Below are 21368 nucleotides of genomic sequence, written 5' to 3' on the forward strand. Positions count from 1 at the left end.
GTTTAAAGCCTTGGGCAAATTGGTTCCGGTAGCGATAGATGTTTCAGGAATACATAACTTACAGATAACTCCAGCCCGCCGCGGCCGCCTGTTGCCTGGTTAAGTGATGAAGTATTAAAATCGTAGCTGGTGCCGATGATGAGGCTATTTACCCTAAAACCTACGTTGGCAACGGCGGCGTCGTTAACACGGTATAGTGCGCCAAGAATCAAACCCTTGTCATTGTCTATCTTAAACTCAGAATATAAGCCTGCCGCTTTTATCGAGGCCTTTTGCTGTTGAACGTACAGGAAGTTTGGCGTAAGGTCAAGGCTGTAACCTGCTTTAATCCGCACACCGCCGTGGAAAGTGTAGCGAAGCGGTATCCTGGCATCAAGTGCGTTACTGAAAGGGTCTTTGGGGCGATTAAGGTGGCCTACGCTTACCCCGCCAAAAACATTTGCAGACTTATCAGGCGTACCATCGTAATAAAACACACCAGCGTTGCTGTCAAAAACAGTAGTAACGGTATTAGTAAATGTTTCGAAGTTGTTGAGCGACGGGTCATAGCCAACGCCATTAAATTGGTTACCAAATTGCAGGTTGTTCATATTGAACGTACGGTTAACGATGCCCGCCTGCAATCCGAAACTGATTCGATGGTTACCATCATTAGAAATGGCAAAACCATAACTAAAAGAGCCGTAGCCGGTAAAGTAATTATATGAATTACTGCCTGCAGACTGGTCCAGCACGTTGATACCCAAGCCAATGTGGTCGTCGGCACGGAAATCGCCGGTAAGGCCACCCGTTTGGTAGGCGTTGTTGATGCTGGCCCACTGGTTTTTATACTGCGCGGTTAGCCTTGCATTGCCGTTGATGACCCCTGTAAGCGCGGGATTAAGCCAAAGAGGGTTAGCATAGTATTGAGAGAAATGGGCATCTACTTGTGCAAGCAATAGCTTACTGCTGCAAACCTGCAGCAGTAAGAAAATTATCAGTCTTAAGTTTTTCATCGGATGAGTGTTATAGTTCCTTTTTTAGAGATAGTTGTGTTGTCTGTAAGAGTGGCTTTTACGAAGTACACATAAACGCCAACCGGTTGGGCTACGCCCTTATAGGTGCCGTCCCAGCCTTGGGTTGGATTGTCTGTGCGGAAGAGTAATTGCCCCCATTGGTTGTACACATACATGCTTACCGCGCTGATGGACGCGCCGTATACATTGAAGGTATCATTGCGGCCGTCACCGTTTGGCGAGAAAGCATTTGGTACAAAAACCCGCTCGTTGGTAGTGACCACCACAGATGTTGTTACCACGGCAGATACCGCACCTGTTACGGGGTTCACCGCTTGTACCCAATAGGTAGCATTGGCATTGAGCTGTGGTGTTGTAAATACCGGACCGGTAAACATCGGCGACTCCATGCCCGGCGAGCTGTACCAGTTGAACACAGCACTTGCCACCGTTGAGGATGCCGTAAACGTGGCGGTATTGCCGGCTTCGATAGTCACGGTTGTTGGGTTGACGGTAAGATCAGGCGCAGGATTAAGCGCGACTGTAGCAGTGGCCCTCGTAGTTGTTTTAGCGCCGCTTGCAGGGTCAACTGCCTCGGCGTAGTAAACGGTGGCTGCAGTAATTGCAGGGGTTTTAAAGGTTGCGCCTGTAAATACCGGCGTTCCGCCTGTTGGCGTGGTGTACCAGTTAAATGTAGCATTGGGTGTGGTAGACGTTGCCGTAAAAGTTGCGGGCTGCCCGGCATTGATGGTTACGGTTGGTGGTGTCACAGTTACATTTGGTTCGATATTGATCACCGCTTTAGCCCGGTTATCTGATATCGCACCTGTTGTAGGATCAACGGCCGCGGCGTAGTAGGTAACGTTGCCTGTTACCGGCGGTGTTGTAAACACAGGGCCGGTGAATATTGGCGTACCGCCTGTTGGTGTGGTGTACCAGTTAAATGCCGCACCCGGGGTTGAAGAACTTGCGGTAATCGTAGCAGTCTGCCCGCTTGCAACGCTTTGAGTAGGTGGGACAACGCTTATAGATGGCGCAAGGTTTACCACGCCCGGTGCACGCGTAGCTGACGGAATGTTGGTAGCAGGGTCTACCGCTTCTGCATAATAAGTTACGTTGCCCGTTACTGGCGGCGTGGTAAACACAGGGCCTGTGAAAATAGGGGTGCCGCCCGTTGGCGTTGTATACCAATTAAATGTTGCACCCGGGTCTGTTGAGCTACCGGTAAATGTAGCTGTCTGGCTGGCACTCACAGTTTGCACCGGCGGGTTAACGGATATGCTTGGTGCATTACCTATGGTTACTGTCGCTGTTGCCCTGGTACCCGATGGTATGTTGGTGGTAGGGTCAACCGCTTCCGCATAATAGGTTGTATTGGCCGTAATTGCAGGTGTAGTAAACGTTGCGCCGGTGAATACCGGTGTGCCGCCTGTTGGTGTGGTGTACCAGTTGAAGATCGCGTTTGGAGTATTAGAAGATGCGGTAAAGGTCGCAGTTTGGCCGCTGTTAATTGTCCGCGACGGCGGTGTAACCGCTACACTTGGCGCATTACCAACCACAATTGTTCCGCTTGCCCTGGTTCCGGATGGAATGTGTGTTGTCGGATCCACTGCTTCGGCATAATACGTTACGTCACCGGTTACAGGCGGGCTGGTAAAGGTGCTGCCTGTAGCGATAGGAGTGCCTCCCGTTGGGGTTGTATACCAATTAAAGGTTGCGCCGGGGTCGGTAGAGGTAGCTGTGAACGTGGCTGTTTGTCCGCTGGCAACTGTCTGGGTTGGCGGCGTAACTGTTACGCTGGGCGAATTACCGATGGCGACAGTCGCGGTAGCCCTTGACGCGGATGGCGCACCTGTAGCCGGATCAACCGCCTCTGCATAATAGGTAGTATTATTGGTCAGTGGCGGGGTTGTAAATGTTGCACCTGTTGCAACCGGGTTACCGCCTGTAGGGCTGGTGTACCAATTGAAGGTGGCATTTGGTGTGTTTGATGATGCCGTAAATGTTGCTGTTTGCCCGCTGGCGATAGTTGCCGATGGCGGATTTACAGTAATCGACGGTGCATTATTTATGGTAATGGTAGCCGACGCCCTTGTAGAAGACGGGATATTCGTGTTAGGGTCAACCGCCTCTGCGTAATAAGTGGTATTGGTTGTTAACGGCGGCGTTGTAAACGTTGATCCTGTGAATACCGGTGTGCCGCCTGTTGGTGTGGTATACCAGTTAAAGATAGCGGCCGGATCTGTAGACGTAGCTGTGAAGGTGGCTGTCTGTCCGCTGTTTACAGATTGTGCCGGTGGGTTAACCGCTACTGATGGCGCGTTGCCGATTGTAACCGTAGCTGTTGCCCTGCTCCCTGATGGGATGTTTGTGGCAGGATCCACCGCTTCTGCATAATAAGTGGTATTAGCTGTCAGTGCAGGCGTAGTGAATGTGGCGCCGGTAAATACTGGCGTGCCGCCTGTAGGAGTAGTATACCAGTTAAAGGTTGCGTTCGCAGTCGAAGATGAGGCAGTGAATGTGGTGGTTTGCCCGCTGTTAATGGTGCGCGATGGCGGGGTTACTGTTATATCCGGCGCATTAGCGATAGTTATGGTGCCTGTGGCCCTTGTCCCGGAAGGAATGTTGGTGGCAGGGTCTATCGCTTCGGCATAATAAGTAGTATTGGTGGTTACCGGCGGAGTTGTAAAGGTATCCCCGGTATACACAGGTGTGCCGCCCGTTGGGGTAGTGTACCAGTTAAAGGTTGCACCCGGTGTAGTTGATGACGCGGTAAAGGTAGCGGTCTGTCCGCTTTGGATAGTTACAGTCGGCGGCGTTACGGTCACGCTTGGCGCGTTGCCTATTGTCACGGCTGCACTTGCCCTTGTGGTTGATGGAGCGCCGGTGGCAGGATCGACAGCTTCAACATAATAAGTAGTGTTAGCGGTTAATGCCGGAGTGGTGAAGGTAGTGCCTGTGTAGATAGCATTACCACCTGTTGGCTGCGTATACCAGTTGAATGTTGCGTTTGGCGTGGTGGACGAAGCTGTAAATGTCGCTGTCTGGCCGCTGTTGACTGCCTGGCTTGGTGGTGTTACCGTAATGCTTGGTGGTGTGGTAACAGTAACTGTTCCGGTGGCGCGGGTTGCCGATGCCAGATTGGTTGCAGGATCAACAGCTTCTGCATAATAAGTAATATCTGCGGTCAGCAGTGGCGTTGTAAACGTAGCGCCTGTAAATATTGGTGTACCGCCTGTTGGTTGGGTATACCAATTGAAGGTAGCATTCGCGGTAGGCGAGCTGGCTGTAAATGTTGCAGTTTGCCCGCTCATAACTGTTTGCGTAGGTGGCGTAACGGTTACGTTAGGCTGAGCTCCAATAGTCACTGTTCCTGTTGCCCGCGGCGATGACGCAATATGAGTTGTTGGGTCAACCGCTTCCGCATAGTAAGTTGTGTTAGACGTAAGCGGCGGGGTTGTAAATGTTGGACCGGTAAATACAGGTGTGCCGCCAGTAGGTTGCGTATACCAGTTGAACACGGCGTCAGATGTGGTTGAGGAAGCAGTGAAAGTTGCTGTTTCACCACTGGCTATGGTTTGTGTCGGCGGAGTAACCGCGATACTCGGTTGCGCACCAATGGTTACTGTACCGCTTGCACGGGGCGATGACGCTATATTGGTTGCCGGGTCTACTGCTTCCGCATAGTAAGTTGTGTTTGCGGTAAGTGCAGGCGTGGTAAAAGTTGCACCTGTAAATACAGGCGCGCCGCCGGTTGGTGTTGTATACCAGTTAAAGGTTGCATTAGGCGTAGTAGATGATGCTGTGAACGTAGCCGTTTGCCCGCTTTGGATAGCTTGTGTCGGCGGAGTAACCGCGATACTCGGTTGCGCACCAATGGTTACTGTACCGCTTGCACGGGGCGATGACGCTATATTGGTTGCCGGGTCTACTGCTTCCGCATAGTAAGTTGTGTTTGCGGTAAGTGCAGGCGTGGTAAAAGTTGCACCTGTAAATACAGGCGCGCCGCCGGTTGGTGTCGTATACCAGTTAAAGGTTGCATTAGGCGTAGTAGATGATGCTGTGAACGTAGCCGTTTGCCCGCTTTGGATAGCTTGTGTCGGCGGAGTTACTGTGATATCCGGCGTAGTGCCGATCGTTATCGTACCGGTAGCCCTCGGAGAAGACGCGATGTTGGTGGCCGGGTCTACCGCTTCGGCATAATAGGTTGTATTAGCGGTTAACGGAGGCGTAGTAAACATTGCACCGGTAAATACAGGTGTACCGCCTGTAGGCGTTGTGTACCAGTTGAAGGTAGCATTCGGTGTTGTAGATGAAGCTGTGAAAGTAGCAGTTTGCCCGCTGGCAATGGTTTGTGCCGGTGGCGTAACTGTTATTGTTGGTGTGGCAGCTATGGTTACCGTTCCGGTTGCGCGGGTAGCAGATGGCGCGTTTGTTACCGGGTCCACAGCCTCGGCATAGTAGGTGGTGTTAGCCGTTAGCGGCGGAGTTGTAAATGTTGGTCCGGTAAAGATCGGTGCGCCGCCTGTTGGCTGTGAATACCACTTAAAGGTGGCGTTAGGTGTTGTGGACGACGCCGTAAACGTTGCGGTTTGCCCGCTGGTAATCGCCTGGGTTGGCGGAGTGACAGTTACTGATGGCGCGTTGCCGATAGTAACAGTACCTGTTGCCCTTGTGGCAGATGGGATGTTTGTTACCGGATCGACCGCTTCTGCATAATAAGTAGTATTTGCAGTAAGCGCAGGGCTTGTAAAGGTTGAGCCTGTAAAAATTGGTGTACCGCCGGTAGGTGTTGTGTACCAATTAAAGGTTGCGCCTGCAGTAGGCGAAGACGCTGTGAATGTGGCTGTTTGCCCGCTGTTTATCGTTTGCGTTGGCGGGGTAACAGTCACAGTTGGCGAGTTGCCAATAATGACGGCACCACTGGCGCGTGAGGTTGACACCGCTCCTGAAACAGGGTCAACAGCCTCTGCATAATAAGTGGTATTAGTAGTGAGAGGAGGTGTTGTAAATGTTGCGCCTGTGAAGATCGATGTGCCACCTGTTGGCTGCGTATACCAATTAAATGTAGCATTTGGCGTGGTTGACGATGCAGTAAGCGTGGCTGTTTGTCCGCTATTGATGGTTTGTGTTGGCGGCGTTACTGTAACAGAAGGTGCAGCGTTTACGGTTACCGTTACGCTGGCGCGTGCCGGCAAACTACATCCGCCCTCTGTGGCCATAACATAATAGGTAGTGGTGGCGTTTAGCGCTGGTGTAGTAAATGATAAGCCGGTGAATACCAGGTTGCCGCCTGTTGCGGCGTCATACCAGGTGTAAGTAACGCCCGCTTGCGGATTGGTAATAGTAAGTGTATTTGTTTGCCCCGGATTTATTGCCGGTGTTGCCAAAGTAATTGTCGGTGTAGCCGGAGCAGGCTGTACAGTTGCGGTTACCGCAATACGCGTTAAACTTGTACAACCGGTAGCGTTGTCAGATTCGGCATAATAACTTGTTGTTTGTGAAAGCGCAGGGGTAGTGAATGTATTGCCAGTAAAAATTGCTGTACCGCCGGTAGCCGCTGTATACCATTTAGTGGTTATACCCGCTACGGTTGCCGCGGTAAATGTTGCGGTTTGCCCTGCGCAAACCGTTGCCGAGGTGGTTGCAATGACAGGTGCTGCCGGCGCAGGTAGCACGTTGATGGTAACAGGAGTACGTGCCGATGCGTCGGTACAACCATTGCGCATTGCTGCAACATAATAGGTTGTTGTTGCTGTAAGCGCTGGCGTTGTAAATGATGTGCCTGTAGCTACAAGTGTACCTCCGGTAGGCGCGGTATACCAACTATAAGTAGTATTGGCCGCGGCTGTTACATTTAATGTTGCAGTTGTACCTGCACACACCTGAATGTTAGCCGTGCTGCCACCATTGTATGTTACAACCGGCTGCGGGAGTATCCGCTGCGCTTCGTAAAAATCAAGGGAACTAAGCACGTTAGCCACACCGCCTAATCTAAGCTGCACCCGGTCAAAAACTTTTGTAGGGACAAAAGTCACCGTAACCTTTCTGCGGTTATTGGTTAGATCAAGCAAGCGAACTGTCAGCAGGGATGAATTTAGAAACCGCGCATCATTATTATCGGTGTTGCCGTTTGCCGTTGAAACTGCAATTACATTGAACACCTGGGCGTCTATCAATGATTGGGGGATAGACAAGGTCAGTTTTACCGAATCGCCCACAACAGACGGCGAACTATATATCACGGTTTGCTGTGCATAGGCGCCTAGCGCTGATATTCCGGCGTTAAGCGTAGAGGCAGTGTTGAGGTTGCCATCGATCGCTAATTGAGGATTTGCTACGCCCCCTACGTTGACACCTAAGCCTAATATAGCAGAAGATATACCATGCAACTCGTCTATTGCAGTGTTGCATGCCACAGGGCCGGGGCCCTCGTACCAGGCGTCATATAAATAGATACTGGATAAAGCGCCAACAAGGCCGCCGTCGAGTGTAACCCGCACCCGGTCATATGCCTGTGTCGGAGTAAGCGTAAGTTCAACCTGGTTGTTATTGCTCAAAGCGGTCACCAGCGTTGCAGCGCCCACTGCCGGACCGGCTGCTGTAGCGCCGTTATAAGGTCTTAAAATTATACTGCCAAGAACACTCAGACTAAGGAGGTCATCGCCGGTTCCCAACTTAATGTGTACAGGTTTTCCTGCCGCGACTGCCGGAGGTGAGAAAATTATATCCTGGTAGGTTTGGACACCTGTGCCCGAGAGACCGACGCCCAGCACTACGTTGATCTGCGAATAAGTCTGCGGATTGCCATCTGCCGCGTTCGCAGGATTGTTTACGATACAGTTTACGCAGAGCGTACCGGATGTACCGGTTTGCTGGCTGCTGCCATAAATCCTTTGTGCTGATGCATCATTAAATTTGAAGAAAAAGCATAGGCATAGCAATAAAACATAAAAGGATAAATTTTTCATAAGCAGGAAATTTTAGGGGATGTACCGTAAAATTAATCCTGCTGTATGCGGCTTTTAAAGCATCATTTAGTTCAGTTTATTGTCTTAAGGACAAATTTGTTCATCAAATCTTCATGTTATTACCAGTGTTCATTGTAACAATTTTTGTTCATTTTGTTCAGGGTTTTTATAAATTGAAATAATATCCCAAATTGGCGAAACAAATTCTTTTTATAAGAAAAAGTATATGCTCAACACGTCCTAACATTTACCTAATCTATCGCTTTATGACCCCCCACTTTGACCCCAGACATTATTATTTACTAAAAAAAAGAGTATTACAAGAAGCAGACATAAAGGATATCGTACCATCAGATTGCAAGTACTTATCACTTACTATCTTTAATAAAGTACACAAAGGAATAAGCGAAACTACGCTAAAAAGAGTTTTTGGTTTTGCCTTTGCCGAGTTTAAGCCATCATCGTTTACCATAAACGCGCTGGCAGAATATTGCGGTTATGACAGCTGGCATGCTTTTCAGAAAGATGTATCTGTTAACAACAGCCAGCAAGGCAATGAAGTGCAATGCCGCCAGACTATAGAGCGCGCAAATGACATTACCTGGACTACCCTTCAGATACTAAAAAACAAATGCGGCATCCCTTACGAGCGTACGATAAGCCGCGATTTTATGCATGATCATTTCCAGGCATTTTTTAACGAAGATGCTATTGCTACCGCGTTGCTGGCACCATCGGGATATGGTAAAACAATTGCACTTTGCCACTGGGTAGAGGACCTGATGAAGTTTACACATTTTCCTAACCAGCGCGATGTAATATTATTCTTTAGCGGTTCGGCACTGATCAACGCTTACGAAACGGGCCACAATCTTAACAATTGGCTGCTGGCGCTTTTAGGCCTCGATGCTGATAATTTCTTAAACGATATGTTTATTGAAGGATCGGGTTTCGACGGCAAATTTTACCTGATCATTGACGGTCTGGACGAAGTGCATTATAAAGGCTTTCACTTCGCTAATATTTTTGAACAGCTGAACGACATCATCGCCCTGCATAACACAGAGCGGCGGCTCAAAATTGTTATTACAATGCGGTCTGCAACCTGGTGCAACAATGAACATTACATTTTAAGTAAGCAGCACTGGTTTAAAGGCTTTGTAATGGAAAGCAATAATTGCATTAATGTTCCGCTAATGGACGTAAATGAGATATTGAAGCTTGCCAAAAACCTAAATCCTGATGTCAAAGACCATGTATCAGAGCGTGCGGTGAAAACATTGGGATTGCCGTTGCTTACCCAGTACTACTTTAAGAAAACAGATACAAGCCATAACCTATCCGAGTTCGATGAGGCTAACGAATTTGATGTGATCACTTCCTACGTGCTAAATAAGGTCTATAAATCTAAGCATAGCATCGATATGATCACTTTCGTAAGGGAGTTTCTGGGTTTTATAGACCAAAGCAACCTGGCGGAAGGAGTGAGTAAATTGCGTATTCAACATTTGATTAAAGGTTATCCGCAAGCGTATGATGAACTGGTAAACATAGGGTATCTCGAGAATTTAGATGCAAGCTGTGACGCGCAGCTTAACAATTATGTGAGGTTCAGTTCTTCGCGCTGGTTAGATCATTCGGTAGCAGAAAAGCTGTATTATGATAACGGCGAAATGTTCAATGAGCAACTTGTCACGAGTATTAATACTAACATGATCGAGGAGTGCCGCAGGATAACAGTGCTGAAATGGTGTATCTATAAAACGATCAGCGCCCATAGGCATATAGACTTTAACATTCTGGCGGGCTTTGAAACTACGCTGTCGCGAAAGTCTGACCTGATATCGTTCGTTAGTAAACTACTTAAGCGGCTGACGGATGAGCAGAGCCCTGCTTTTGATAACAAGTTTGAGGGTAAGATATCAGAATACTTTGTAGGTTTAGAATATGCCAACGTCAACTATGAACAGGCGCTTCGTACTATCCTTAAATTCAGGCTTACAACTAAAGAACAAATATTGCTTAAATGTAGCCTGTGCGTTATCGCGATATTAGAACTTGACGTGAACAAGCTGGAAAAGTTAATGGAAGACCTGAAGAACTATTCGCCCGAAGACTTTAGCGATTTTGTGATAGATCCACTGGTATGTATCGATACCGTTTATTATCATCTTAAATACGGCATCGTAAAACGTGAGGGCTTCTCAGAGATCACTAAATTTTACTTTAATCCGCCGGCTGCCGCATTTGGGACCAGAAAGAACAGCTTCAACGAAGTTTTATTTATGCTGGCTACACATACGGTAACTATTTGTAAAGGCGCGCTGAAAACGCTGCGATTCATCAGAACGCTGAAGCGTATTTATCCGTCAGGATCAGAAGCTTATCAATTTTTATTGGAGATAAGCAATGTAGAGGCTTTGCTTGCAGCCGGTAGAAAAGAAGAGGCCAGGAACATTTATGAGCAGTTGTCTGTGAGGTTTGAGGAACGCCAGATTGGCTTTACCGCATTGATGAAAGTTTGTTTTAAGGCCCTGAAGGTAAGAATTAAGGCATTGGAACCTGACGAGCCGGCTTTGATGCAACAGATAAGGGCGCTGATTAAAATGTGCGACGAATATTCATACAAGCTGGTGAAAGTTACCACGCTTGCGTTTGTGCTGACAGAACTTAACAACGGGCCAAATACTACCGGCGACGTGTTGGAACATTTTTATTTTGACATGGTGCGCACAGCAAGGTCTGCGGGTTGCCGCACAGAGTCTTTCTATGAAGCAAAAATACATTGAGTAAGATTGGCTAACGCCTGCCATAATGGTTATTAATAGTGGCAGGCGTTTATCACATGGCGCAGATGCCGCTCCGGATTTCTTTACAGTCCGTTGTGCTATCTTTGCACTGTGAATTACCTTACTAACGACACCATTGTGGCGCTGGCTACTCCGGCAGGAAGCGGGGCTATAGGTGTGATACGCCTGTCGGGCCCCGATGCGTTAATAATTACCCAAAAAGTTTTTAAGGGTAAGGACCTTTTTGTACAAGCATCTCACACTGTACATTTTGGGCATATTGCAGATGGCGATATCATTTTGGACGAAGTGTTGGTGTCGCTATTTATCGCCCCAAGATCATACACACGAGAGAATGTCGTCGAGATTTCTTGTCACGGGTCGGCATATATTATCGAGTCTGTGATAAAATTGCTGATCAGGCAAGGTGCCCGTGCAGCGCAGCCAGGGGAATTTACGTTACGCGCTTTTTTAAACGGTCAGCTGGACCTGTCGCAGGCCGAAGCGGTGGCCGATCTGATCGCTTCTAACTCAAAAGCGTCTCAGCATGCAGCGATGAACCAATTGCGGGGCGGTTTTAGTAATCAGCTTAGCGCGTTGCGCCAACAACTGGTCAATTTTGCATCGCTTATAGAACTCGAACTTGATTTCGCCGAAGAGGATGTAGAATTCGCCAACCGAGGGCAGTTAAAACAAGCGGTGGTTGATACGCTGAATATCCTTACCAGGCTTATCAAATCTTTCGAGTTAGGTAATGCGATAAAGCAGGGGATAAGCACAGTTATCGCCGGACGGCCTAACGCGGGTAAATCAACCTTATTAAATGCCTTATTAAATGAAGAACGTGCCATTGTGAGCGACATTGCCGGCACTACACGCGACACAATCGAAGAGGTATTGAACATCAACGGGGTAAACTTCCGGCTGGTGGATACTGCAGGCCTGCGCGAAGCTACAGACACCATCGAAGCGATCGGAGTTGAAAAGGCATATGAGAAGATCAGGCAGTCGGCCATGCTGATTTATGTGTTTGACGTTACTGCCACCACAAAGGAGCAGTTGGCGGCAGACCTTGCTAACCTGCAGCGCGGCGACTTGCCAACACTTATAGTGGCCAACAAAACGGATCTGCTGCAAGCAGATGTTTCTGATGATATTCCCAAAATATCCAACATGCTTTATGTGTCTGCCAAAGAAAAACAACACATAGACGAGTTAAAACAGCGGATATACCACACCGCCATTAGCGACGGTATAGATGAAAATGAAACGCTGATTACCAACGTTCGCCATCTGGAAGCACTCCAAAAAACAGAAGCCTCGCTTATAAAAGTATTGGAAGGAATAGATAACCCCATAACGTCAGACTTCCTCGCTATGGATATCAAGCAAGCACTGCACTACCTGGGCGAGATAACCGGCACCGTCACTACAGATGATTTGCTGGAGAATATCTTCAGCAAGTTCTGTATCGGCAAGTAACATTTTTATTTCTCTACAGCCAGCTCCATCATCTTTTGCGCATTGGGTATGGCAGCTACAGCGGCGTCATTGTTAAAGTAAAACCAGGCACTTTTAATTTTTAAATTTTGCTTTACGCGTTGCACAACGGCACTAAGTTCGTCGTCGGTGTAAGAAGAGCTATACAAGTTTGGTACGCCGTGAAAGCGGTAATAAACTACATCTGTATTAACGATCACATCTTGAGGCAGATCGGGGTGACTCATTCCACAGAACGATACCTGCCGATTAGCTAGCCTATCATAAACATCCTTGCGCCACCAGCTTGGGTGCCTGAACTCTAGCACGTTGTCAAATGCCGAATCCAATTGATCGAGCACCCGTTGCAGACGGTCTTCGGCATAAATAAAACGTGGCGGGAACTGGAACAATACCGGGCCGAGTTTATCGCCTAGCCCTTCGCGGATGGTTGCATAAAAGCTTGTGAGCATATCCGTAGTATTGTCGAACTGCTTGAAGTGGGTGATCGCTTTTGGCGCCTTTACAGAAAACTTGAAGTCCGCAGGACAATCGGCGTACCATTTCTTTAAAAACTCAACTCTTGGAAAACGGTAAAAAGTAACGTTAAGTTCAAGTGTACGAAAATGATCTGCATAAAATTCAAACCACTTGCGTTGCGGAATATCTTCGGGATAGAAAGTGCCCTTCCAATGCTTATAGTGAAAACCCGAACATCCGATATGCCACCTCATTACAATAATTTTTTAGTCTAACATGGCATTCAAGAAATCGGTTCTAAACATTAACTACTTTTGTAAAACTTTTAAGTGTAAAGAACCAGTCGGCGTATGCTATGTTGTATCTGATGTCATACATATTATTTAAAATGGAACAACAAAATAACAACCCGGTGTGGTTTATCACCGGTTGCTCTACCGGCTTTGGCCGCGAACTAGTAAAACTGGTCCTTAACCGTGGATGGAACGCGGTGATCACCGCCCGGGATACAGAAAAGGTAAACGAGCTTGCAGACGGGTACGCAGAAAATGCCCTCGTGCTGCCTTTGGATGTTACCGACAAAGGGCAGGTTAAATCTGCAATTGAACAGGCGCAGCAAAAATTTGGTAAAATAGATGTGCTGGTAAACAATGCAGGCTACGGATATTTTACCAGCATTGAGGAGGGCGAAGAAGATAAGATCAGGGCGCAATTTGAGACTAACGTTTTCGGACTCATAAATGTTACCCAGCAGGTGTTACCCATGATGCGCAAGCAGCGCAGCGGCCACATCGTAAATATATCTTCAATCGGTGGTTTGCGTGCCTTCACGGCCACAGGTTATTACCACGCGACCAAATTCGCGGTTGAGGGATTTTCAGAATCCTTATCGCAAGAAGTTGCGTCTCTGGGCATTAAAGTTTTAATTGTGGAACCGGGCCCGTTTCGCACAGATTGGGCAGGTAGGTCAACCTCGCGTACAGAAACCAAACTCGACGATTACAAAGAAGCAGTTGGCAAACGTATGGATCAAAGCTTGGCAGGCAGCGGTAAGCAGGTTGGCGACCCGGTTCGCGGATGTGAGGCTATCATCAAGGCCGTGGAAAATCCTGACCAGCCTTTGAGGTTACTTTTAGGCGAGATGGCATACAACATGGCCAAAGAAAAAGTAAACACGCTTACAAAGAACTTCGACGATTGTAAAGAACTCAGCATCAGTGCCGATTTCCCTCCAAATGAACGCTAGTTCACTGTGACTTAGAAAAATCTTGTTTCGAAAAGGGCAAGACTTTTTATTTATCACCAATTATTTAACATTAGACAAACACAATTCTAATACTTATTGTAAATTATACACTAAGTGTTATGTTTGATCATTGCCATATTGTAAAAAATACACTAAGTATTGGTTTGTTTTTTTCAAGATGTTTAAAAAACTCACTTTTATTATCAAATTTTCATAAAAGTTAAATTTTATTTTAATTATTTATATTTCATACTGAACTTTGTTGTGGATTTAAAAATTAAAGAAAATGAAAAAGATATTTTTAACCGCAGCATTAACTGCTACATTATTTACAGGCGCTTTTGCTGCCGACGCTATTAAAGTTACCAAAGCATCATACCAACTACAGGCAGAACTATACAACCAATTTGCCGGCGCAGAAAACATTATCTGGATACCAACCAGCACAGGACAAAAGGCTTCTTTTGATATTGACGGTGTTAAAATGAGCGCGTACTTCAACAATCAAGGTCAATTTTTAGGGCATACAGAAGCGGTTACCTTTAGGCAATTACCTTCTGCAGCCAAAAAACAACTTGCAGAAACTTACAAAGGTTACATGGTAAATGAAGTGTTAAGGTTCCAGCCAAGCCGTGTTATCAGCACTTATGAGCGTGTTGTAGGCGACGGTCAGGACGGTGCATATTACGTTGACCTTAAAGGTGATGCGCAAGAGGTATTGGTAAAAGTAACTCCTGAAGCAGACGTTACCATCGAAAAAACGATCAAATAATTCGGGACATTAATTAAGCCCAAAAAGGCGGTTATCTTAATGATAGCCGCCTTTTTTATTTTCTACGGTTCAACATTCCGGGCGGTTTTGTGTTGTACAGGTCAACAAAGAGAGAGACCCCCGTATGTCTAAAACCATTATAGCAGCAAACAGGTTACCCGTTAAAATAGTAAACGACACAGGCGAATTTAAACTGCACACCAGCGAAGGCGGACTTGCTACCGGCTTAGGCTCTATCTATAAAAGCAAAGACAACGTTTGGATAGGCTGGCCCGGTTTGGAAGTAGAAGGCGAAGAGCAGCAACAGAAGATCACAGAAGAATTAAGAGAGCAAAATTTGCTGCCGGTGTTTTTGGATAAGGATGAGATCACGCGGTTTTACGAAGGATTCTCTAACGAAGTGCTTTGGCCGGTATTTCATTATTACGCCTCCACCTATGCGCACTACGAACAGCAAAATTGGGAATGCTACAAGGAAGTAAACCAGAAATTTTGTGACCAGATATTAAAGATAGCTCAACCGGGCGATATGGTATGGGTGCATGACTATCAATTGTTGCTGCTACCTAAAATGATACGCGATGCGCAGCGCGATATTTCAATAGGTTTCTTTCTGCATATCCCGTTTCCATCACATGAAATGTTCAGGCTCATTCCATGGCGTAAGCAACTTTTAGAAGGCATGCTTGGTGCGGACCTGATAGGCTTTCACACTTTTGACGATGTACGGCACTTTTTAAGCTCGGTGACCCGGGTGCTTGCATTGCAAACATCGGCCAACGTGATCACCAATAACCGCAGGGTAGTGGTGGCCGAATCATTCCCCATGGGTATCGATGATAAAAAGTATGCTTCACTGGCAACAGACGCGGCAGTTAAAAAGGAAGTAGCTGCTATCTGCAAGACCTTTAATCGTCAAAAACTTATTCTGTCTATAGACAGGCTCGATTATAGTAAAGGCATCCTGCAGCGTCTGAGGGCGTTCGAGCAGTTGCTGATCAGTCACCCCGAACTGCTTACCCATATCACATTCTATATGATCGTGGTACCATCGCGCGACCAGGTGGCCCAATACAAAGAACTGCGCGACCAGATCGATAAAAAAGTTGGCAACATCAACGCGCGATACCGTACGCTGGAGTGGTCGCCTATCCAATATTTTTACCGCTCATTCCCGATCGAAACACTCTCTGCCCTTTACAGCGCTGCCGACGTTTGTCTGGTAACGCCCATGCGCGATGGGATGAACCTGGTAAGCAAAGAATACGTGGCCAGCCGTGTCAACAACGATGGTGTATTGATATTGAGCGAGATGGCTGGCGCGTCAAAAGAATTGATAGATGCCATCATTGTAAATCCAAATAATGAATATGAGGTTAGCGAAGCGATGTTTGTGGCGCTTAATATGCCCTTAGCCGAACAAAAGCGACGCATGACCTTAATGCGAAACAATGTGGGAAAATTTAATATCGGCCATTGGGTTAAAATATTTAAAGAGCGGTTGGACGAAGTTAAGCAGATGCAAAGGTCACTGCTGACAAGGCATGTACAGAACGGCACCCGCCAGTCCATCATCAACAGGTATCGTAAAACAGAGAAACGGCTTGTATTTTTAGATTATGACGGTACGCTTGTAGATTTTGCGCCATCTGCAGAAGAAGCAAAGCCCGATAAAGATCTGTTTGACCTGCTGGAAGCGCTGAGTGCTGACGAAAAGAATGATGTAGTGATCATCAGCGGCCGTAAGCATGAAAACCTGGAGAAATGGTTTGGGCATTTACCAATAAACCTTGTTGCAGAGCATGGCGCCTGGTTAAAACATGTGGGTAAACACTGGCATAAATTAGGTGGCATGTCGAGCACCTGGAAAACAGAGATCTCGCCTATACTGGAAACATTTGTTGACCGCACACCGGGTACATTTATTGAAGAGAAAACATTTTCGCTGGCCTGGCACTACAGGCAGTCGCAAAGCGGGTTAGGAGAGATGCGGGCTAACGAGCTGATGAATACGCTTAAATATCTTGTTGCGGATAAAGGGCTGCAACTGCTGCCCGGTAACAAGGTGGTAGAGGTGAAGAATATGGAGATCAATAAGGGGAAGGCGGCATTAACATTCTCAGAAAATGAAGATTATGACCTGATCATTGCTTTTGGCGACGATTATACTGACGAAGATATTTTTAAGAGCCTGCCAGACAACGCTGTTACCATCAAAGTCGGAAGCAATATATCCGCTGCCAAGTTTTACCTGCATAACCCCGCCGAGGTACGCGGCTTGTTGCACAGTTTTGTAGTTTAGCCGGCATCTTACGGCAATAAATTGCTTTCTTTGCCGCGTGGCACCATCAGCTGTTAAACAATTGTCTCCGCGCCGGATGCGTATCGCTAACGCGGTGTTTTTCTTTATCTCCGGCTTTGGTTACTCGGCGTGGGCGTCGCGCATACCTACAGTTAAACACAATCTGCACCTAAGCGAAGCGGGTTTAGGAACAGTCTTGTTTGCCCTGCCCATCGGCCTTATGCTCACCATGCCGCTTACTAATTATTTGCTGAGCAAATATAGCGGCAAAGGCGTGTTGCTGTTTGGAGCTTTGTTTTTCAATGTGATGCTCTGCTTCGCAGGTTTTGCTGCCGCGCCATGGCAAATCGCCATCATCATGTTTGGATTCGGTTCGTCGCGCAATATTTTCAACATTAGCGCCAACGCACAGGCTGTGGGTGTGCAGCAGCTTTATACAAAGTCTATCATGACTACGTTTCACGGAATCTGGAGCCTTGCGGGTTTTGCCGGTGCGGGCCTGGGTTATATAATGGTAGATCATAACATTGCTGTGCGGTGGCATTTACCGGCGGTTGGTATCGCAATGATCGTTTTATCGCTAGCCTTTTACCGTTATGCCTTATATGCGCCACCGGTTAAAACCACTGAGCGTAAACCCATATTTGCGTTGCCGGATAAATACCTGCTCAAATTTTCATTTATCACCTTCGCCAGCATGGCCTGCGAAAATACCATGTATGACTGGAGCGGTGTATATTTCCTTAAGGCCGTACATTCAACCCGGCAGATGGCGGTAGCAGCATTTGTATTTTACATGGTTGCCATGACGCTAAGCCGCTTTGCCGGCGACGCGCTGGTAAACCGCATCGGCATTAAAAAAATATTGGGTTGCAGCGGCTTGCTCATTACCGCCGGACTGTTTATAGCCGTCCTTTTTCCATATAATATTCCGGCAGTATTGGGTTTTATTTTGGTGGGCTTCGGTGTATCATGTGTGGTCCCTTTGGTATTTAGTTTAGCCGGCAAGTCGCCTACAATGAGCGGCGCGCGCGCTTTGGCTTCCATTTCAACCGTAGGTTATCTGGGATTCTTATTGGTGCCGCCATTGGTTGGTTTTGTGGCACAGATTGTAGGCATAAGGGTGTCATTTGGCATCATAGCATCTTTAGGATTGGTCATCGTTTGGATGGTATCTAAAATAGATGATAGCGGGCATTCAGTAGTTGCTCCAGCGACCGTAAAGTATTAAAATCTAAACAAAATATCTGCAATGACGTTACCAATAGGTAATACAAATTCAGATACTATGGACAAGATCAAGAAGTTTGACTTGATGGAGAAGATCACCCACGAGTTAGAAGATTTAAAGAATAGTCAGCAGGCCATTATTCAAAAGCTGGCCAAAATAGAAGTAGACAATATTGATCTGGGAGATAAGAAACTGGATAAAGACCTGCCGGATATGCACCAGCGTGTGTCAGACAATCTGGATACCATTGCCGGCATCCTGGAATATTTTGCAGGTCAGAAAGATAACTTCGGCGACAGCAATAACATCGCTGCGTTAAAAGAGCAAGAAGCTTTGAATAACCACTAATCGCTTATTCAACGAAGAAACGCCCCGCCTGCTGAGAAGCACGCGGGGCGTTTTGTGTTTGGCAATAATGCTCTTTGAGCGCGTGTATTATTATATCGCCGTATGCTACTTCTTATATAATTCGGTGCTCGCGATTAATTCTACGAGACCACAGTCCGGAAAGATTATGTTTTAGAGGTTCGGGTTTGCCAATACCCTTAAACGGGTCTTGTTCTATAGCCTTAAGTAGTTGGTTTATTCTGAGCAGAATGGTTAGATCGTTTCCACCATGCTATGTCTTCGCGCGCACTTGGAGAAAAAAAATATTTCCATAGATCGTTGAGCGGAATTTTTACACCTTTCCCCTCACTGATTTGCCGACGGCTTTCTTCAAGTCGTTCAATCATCGCAGGACTTTCAATTTTTAAAGATTTGCTTTTGGGCTGTAAAATACACCTCACTTTTATCAACACGGTTTCGCTATCAATATCAGCTATCAACCTTATCAATTCTAACTTCTCTGCCTAGATGTCCATACTCAAATTTATAACTATTTAAATTCAATTCAAACTGCCAACCTGTCACCGCAATCTCATGTGGTGCTGACGATTTGATATAAATCTGCCACAACAATATTTTCTTTTCTGCCAATTACTGCTTGGTACAACGTTTGTTAAATAAGGGTGTCTAACTAATCAATTACAAAAGATAAAATCAATCATAATGGCTAAAATAATCGGAATCGACTTAGGAACAACAAACTCTTGCGTCGCGGTAATGGAGGGTAATGAGCCCGTAGTTATTGCGAATAGCGAGGGTAAACGCACCACCCCATCGGTAGTGGCGTTTGTTGATAATGGCGAGCGTAAAGTGGGCGACCCTGCCAAGCGTCAGGCTATTACCAACCCTACAAAAACTATTTATTCTATCAAACGCTTCATGGGTAACCAGTTCAGCGATGTTACAAAAGAAGCTGAGCGTGTACCATATAATGTAGTGAAAGGCGACAACAATACACCACGTGTGGAAATTGGCGACCGCAAATATACCCCGCAAGAAATTTCTGCAATGATCTTGCAGAAAATGAAAAAAACTGCTGAGGATTTCCTGGGTACAGAAGTTACAGAAGCGGTTATAACTGTACCGGCTTACTTTAATGACGCGCAACGCCAGGCTACTAAAGAAGCCGGTGAAATTGCAGGTTTAACTGTTAAACGTATCATTAACGAGCCTACTGCTGCTGCCCTGGCTTATGGCTTAGACAAAGCCCACAAAGACATGAAAATTGTGGTATTTGACTGCGGTGGTGGTACACATGACGTTTCTGTGCTCGATCTTGGAGATGGCGTATTCGAAGTAAAATCTACCGATGGTGATACCCACCTTGGTGGCGACGACTTTGACCAGGTAATTATAGACTGGCTGGCAGATGAGTTTAAAAACGACGAAGGTATAGACCTGCGTAAAGACCCTATGGCTTTACAACGTTTAAAAGAATCTGCAGAAAAGGCTAAGATCGAACTTTCAAGTACAGCACAAAGCGAGATTAACCTGCCATACATCACTGCTGCCGACGGTATGCCTAAGCACCTGGTTAAAACTTTAACCCGTGCAAAATTTGAGCAACTGGCAGACAGCCTGATCAAACGTACCATTGAGCCTTGCCGTACCGCGTTGAAGAATGCAGGTTACAGCACTTCAGATATCGATGAGATCATCCTGGTAGGTGGTTCAACCCGTATCCCTGCTATACAAGAAGCAGTACAAAAATTCTTTGGTAAAGCGCCTTCTAAAGGTGTTAACCCTGATGAGGTGGTGGCTATCGGTGCTGCTATTCAAGGTGGTGTGTTAACCGGCGAGGTTAAAGATGTATTATTGCTTGATGTTACCCCGCTTTCTTTAGGTATCGAAACAATGGGCGGTGTAATGACCAAACTGATCGAGAGCAACACTACCATCCCAAGCAAAAAATCTGAGGTGTTCTCTACCGCGTCTGACAACCAGCCGTCTGTTGAAATCCACATCTTACAAGGCGAGCGCCCGATGGCCGCGCAAAACCGCACTATAGGCCGTTTCCACCTGGATGGTATCCCGCCTGCACCTCGCGGTGTGCCGCAGATCGAAGTAACATTTGATATTGATGCTAACGGTATTTTACACGTTGCCGCTAAAGATAAGGCTACCGGTAAAGAGCAAAAGATCCGTATCGAGGCATCTTCCGGCTTGACCGATGCTGAGATCAAAAAGATGAAAGACGAGGCGGAAGCAAACGCTGACGCGGATAAAAAAGCAAAAGAAGAAGTTGAAAAGCTGAATTCTGCCGATGCTTTGATTTTCTCTACAGAGAAACAGTTGAAAGAATATGGTGATAAGATCTCTGCTGATAAAAAGGCGCCTATCGAATCTTCATTAGAGAAACTTAAAACTGCTTACTCTGCAAAAGATCATGACGCTATCGAGGCTGCACAAACAGAATTGAATGCTGCATGGGCTGCCGCGTCAGAAGAGATGTACAAAGCAACCGGCGATGCCGGCGCGCAAGGTGGTGCCGACCAGGGCCCGCAAGGTGGCGCAAACGCCGAAGGTAACGCAGATTCTGTTACCGACGTAGACTTCGAAGAAGTTAAATAATTTAGTGTTTCTATAAGAGAAAGCCCTGCTGAGCAATTAGCAGGGCTTTTTTTGTTGCACTTTAAATGTACCACAGGTCAATAAGTGTTGTCGTTGCGAGGTACGAAGCAATCTTAGCTTACAATTCTATCAGTCATAATAAGTA

Annotated in this window: 14 protein-coding genes; 8 read left to right on the plus strand and 6 right to left on the minus strand. The window is 46.6% G+C overall.

Annotation, left to right across the window (positions count from 1 at the left end; all coding sequences use genetic code 11):
• Nucleotides 1-2: 2 nt before the first annotated feature.
• Entirely contained in the window at nt 3-995 is a 993-nt protein-coding gene (locus GO620_RS02850) for a PorP/SprF family type IX secretion system membrane protein (RefSeq protein WP_157522173.1), read from the minus strand.
• Nucleotides 992-7966 (minus strand): gliding motility-associated C-terminal domain-containing protein, encoded by a 6975-nt coding sequence (locus tag GO620_RS02855; RefSeq protein ID WP_200230588.1) that lies wholly within the window; start codon nt 7964-7966, stop codon nt 992-994. The genes GO620_RS02850 and GO620_RS02855 overlap by 4 nt, the downstream gene beginning before the upstream one ends.
• Before the next feature lie 266 nt (nt 7967-8232).
• On the opposite strand from GO620_RS02855, the gene GO620_RS02860 reads away from it, so the two are divergent.
• Both GO620_RS02860 and mnmE read left to right on the plus strand, forming a co-directional pair.
• Complete coding sequence (locus GO620_RS02860) at nt 8233-10755, plus strand: hypothetical protein (RefSeq protein WP_157522166.1); 2523 nt, start codon at nt 8233-8235, stop codon at nt 10753-10755.
• Nucleotides 10756-10866: 111 nt separating this feature from the next.
• Nucleotides 10867-12237, plus strand: coding sequence for a tRNA uridine-5-carboxymethylaminomethyl(34) synthesis GTPase MnmE (gene mnmE / locus GO620_RS02865; RefSeq protein WP_200230607.1), 1371 nt, complete (start codon nt 10867-10869; stop codon nt 12235-12237).
• Between the two features lie 5 nt (nt 12238-12242).
• Here the strand turns inward: mnmE and GO620_RS02870 are convergent, their stop codons facing one another.
• Nucleotides 12243-12968, minus strand: coding sequence for a DUF72 domain-containing protein (locus GO620_RS02870; protein ID WP_157522158.1), 726 nt, complete (start codon nt 12966-12968; stop codon nt 12243-12245).
• A 134-nt stretch (nt 12969-13102) separates the two neighbouring features.
• Here GO620_RS02870 and GO620_RS02875 point away from each other — a divergent pair, with 134 nt between their 5' ends.
• The 5 genes from GO620_RS02875 to GO620_RS02895 all read left to right on the plus strand — a co-directional run bounded on the left by GO620_RS02875 (nt 13103) and on the right by GO620_RS02895 (nt 18613).
• The gene (locus tag GO620_RS02875) at nt 13103-13960 is read left to right on the plus strand and encodes an oxidoreductase (protein WP_157522155.1); all 858 of its coding nucleotides are present in this window, start codon (nt 13103-13105) and stop codon (nt 13958-13960) included.
• 286 nt (nt 13961-14246) lie between these two features.
• Nucleotides 14247-14732: a hypothetical protein gene (locus GO620_RS02880; protein WP_157522151.1), complete on the plus strand. Its 486-nt coding sequence runs from the start codon at nt 14247-14249 to the stop codon at nt 14730-14732.
• A 124-nt stretch (nt 14733-14856) separates the two neighbouring features.
• Complete coding sequence (locus GO620_RS02885) at nt 14857-17034, plus strand: bifunctional alpha,alpha-trehalose-phosphate synthase (UDP-forming)/trehalose-phosphatase (protein WP_157522148.1); 2178 nt, start codon at nt 14857-14859, stop codon at nt 17032-17034.
• 37 nt (nt 17035-17071) lie between these two features.
• Entirely contained in the window at nt 17072-18265 is a 1194-nt protein-coding gene (locus GO620_RS02890) for an MFS transporter (protein WP_244139452.1), read from the plus strand.
• Nucleotides 18266-18322: 57 nt separating this feature from the next.
• Nucleotides 18323-18613 carry a hypothetical protein gene (locus tag GO620_RS02895; protein ID WP_157523478.1) on the plus strand — a complete coding sequence of 97 codons (291 nt, stop codon included), beginning with the start codon at nt 18323-18325 and terminating at the stop codon, nt 18611-18613.
• Nucleotides 18614-18725: 112 nt separating this feature from the next.
• Here GO620_RS02895 and GO620_RS17280 read toward each other — a convergent pair whose 3' ends face one another.
• Genes GO620_RS17280 through GO620_RS02905 form a run of 3 tightly spaced genes read right to left on the minus strand, consistent with a single transcriptional unit; the run spans nt 18726 to nt 19243 of the window.
• Entirely contained in the window at nt 18726-18863 is a 138-nt protein-coding gene (locus tag GO620_RS17280) for a Txe/YoeB family addiction module toxin (protein ID WP_317198321.1), read from the minus strand.
• Nucleotides 18835-19092 carry a hypothetical protein gene (locus GO620_RS17285; protein ID WP_262895023.1) on the minus strand — a complete coding sequence of 86 codons (258 nt, stop codon included), beginning with the start codon at nt 19090-19092 and terminating at the stop codon, nt 18835-18837. The genes GO620_RS17280 and GO620_RS17285 overlap by 29 nt, the downstream gene beginning before the upstream one ends.
• Nucleotides 19082-19243 (minus strand): hypothetical protein, encoded by a 162-nt coding sequence (locus GO620_RS02905; protein ID WP_157522145.1) that lies wholly within the window; start codon nt 19241-19243, stop codon nt 19082-19084. Before GO620_RS02905 ends, GO620_RS17285 begins: the two co-directional genes overlap by 11 nt.
• Nucleotides 19244-19315: 72 nt before the next feature.
• Between GO620_RS02905 and dnaK the strand changes: the two genes are divergently transcribed.
• A complete protein-coding gene (gene dnaK, locus GO620_RS02910) occupies nt 19316-21223 on the plus strand; it encodes a molecular chaperone DnaK (protein ID WP_157522142.1) in 1908 nt (635 codons plus the stop codon).
• The last annotated feature ends 145 nt before the right edge of the window (nt 21224-21368 follow it).

The organism is Mucilaginibacter ginkgonis (genome assembly GCF_009754905.2).
GTDB classification, from domain to species: Bacteria; Bacteroidota; Bacteroidia; order Sphingobacteriales; family Sphingobacteriaceae; genus Mucilaginibacter; species Mucilaginibacter ginkgonis.

What these genes read in the sequence shown, in the direction of transcription:
- GO620_RS02850 (WP_157522173.1), bottom strand. Translation starts at nt 995, where the DNA reads ATGAAAAACTTAAGACTGATAATTTTCTTACTGCTGCAGGTTTGCAGC.
- GO620_RS02855 (WP_200230588.1), bottom strand. Translation starts at nt 7,966, where the DNA reads ATGAAAAATTTATCCTTTTATGTTTTATTGCTATGCCTATGCTTTTTC.
- GO620_RS02860 (WP_157522166.1), top strand. Translation starts at nt 8,233, where the DNA reads ATGACCCCCCACTTTGACCCCAGACATTATTATTTACTAAAAAAAAGA.
- GO620_RS02870 (WP_157522158.1), bottom strand. Translation starts at nt 12,968, where the DNA reads ATGAGGTGGCATATCGGATGTTCGGGTTTTCACTATAAGCATTGGAAG.
- GO620_RS02875 (WP_157522155.1), top strand. Translation starts at nt 13,103, where the DNA reads ATGGAACAACAAAATAACAACCCGGTGTGGTTTATCACCGGTTGCTCT.
- GO620_RS02880 (WP_157522151.1), top strand. Translation starts at nt 14,247, where the DNA reads ATGAAAAAGATATTTTTAACCGCAGCATTAACTGCTACATTATTTACA.
- GO620_RS02885 (WP_157522148.1), top strand. Translation starts at nt 14,857, where the DNA reads ATGTCTAAAACCATTATAGCAGCAAACAGGTTACCCGTTAAAATAGTA.
- GO620_RS02895 (WP_157523478.1), top strand. Translation starts at nt 18,323, where the DNA reads ATGGACAAGATCAAGAAGTTTGACTTGATGGAGAAGATCACCCACGAG.
- dnaK (WP_157522142.1), top strand. Translation starts at nt 19,316, where the DNA reads ATGGCTAAAATAATCGGAATCGACTTAGGAACAACAAACTCTTGCGTC.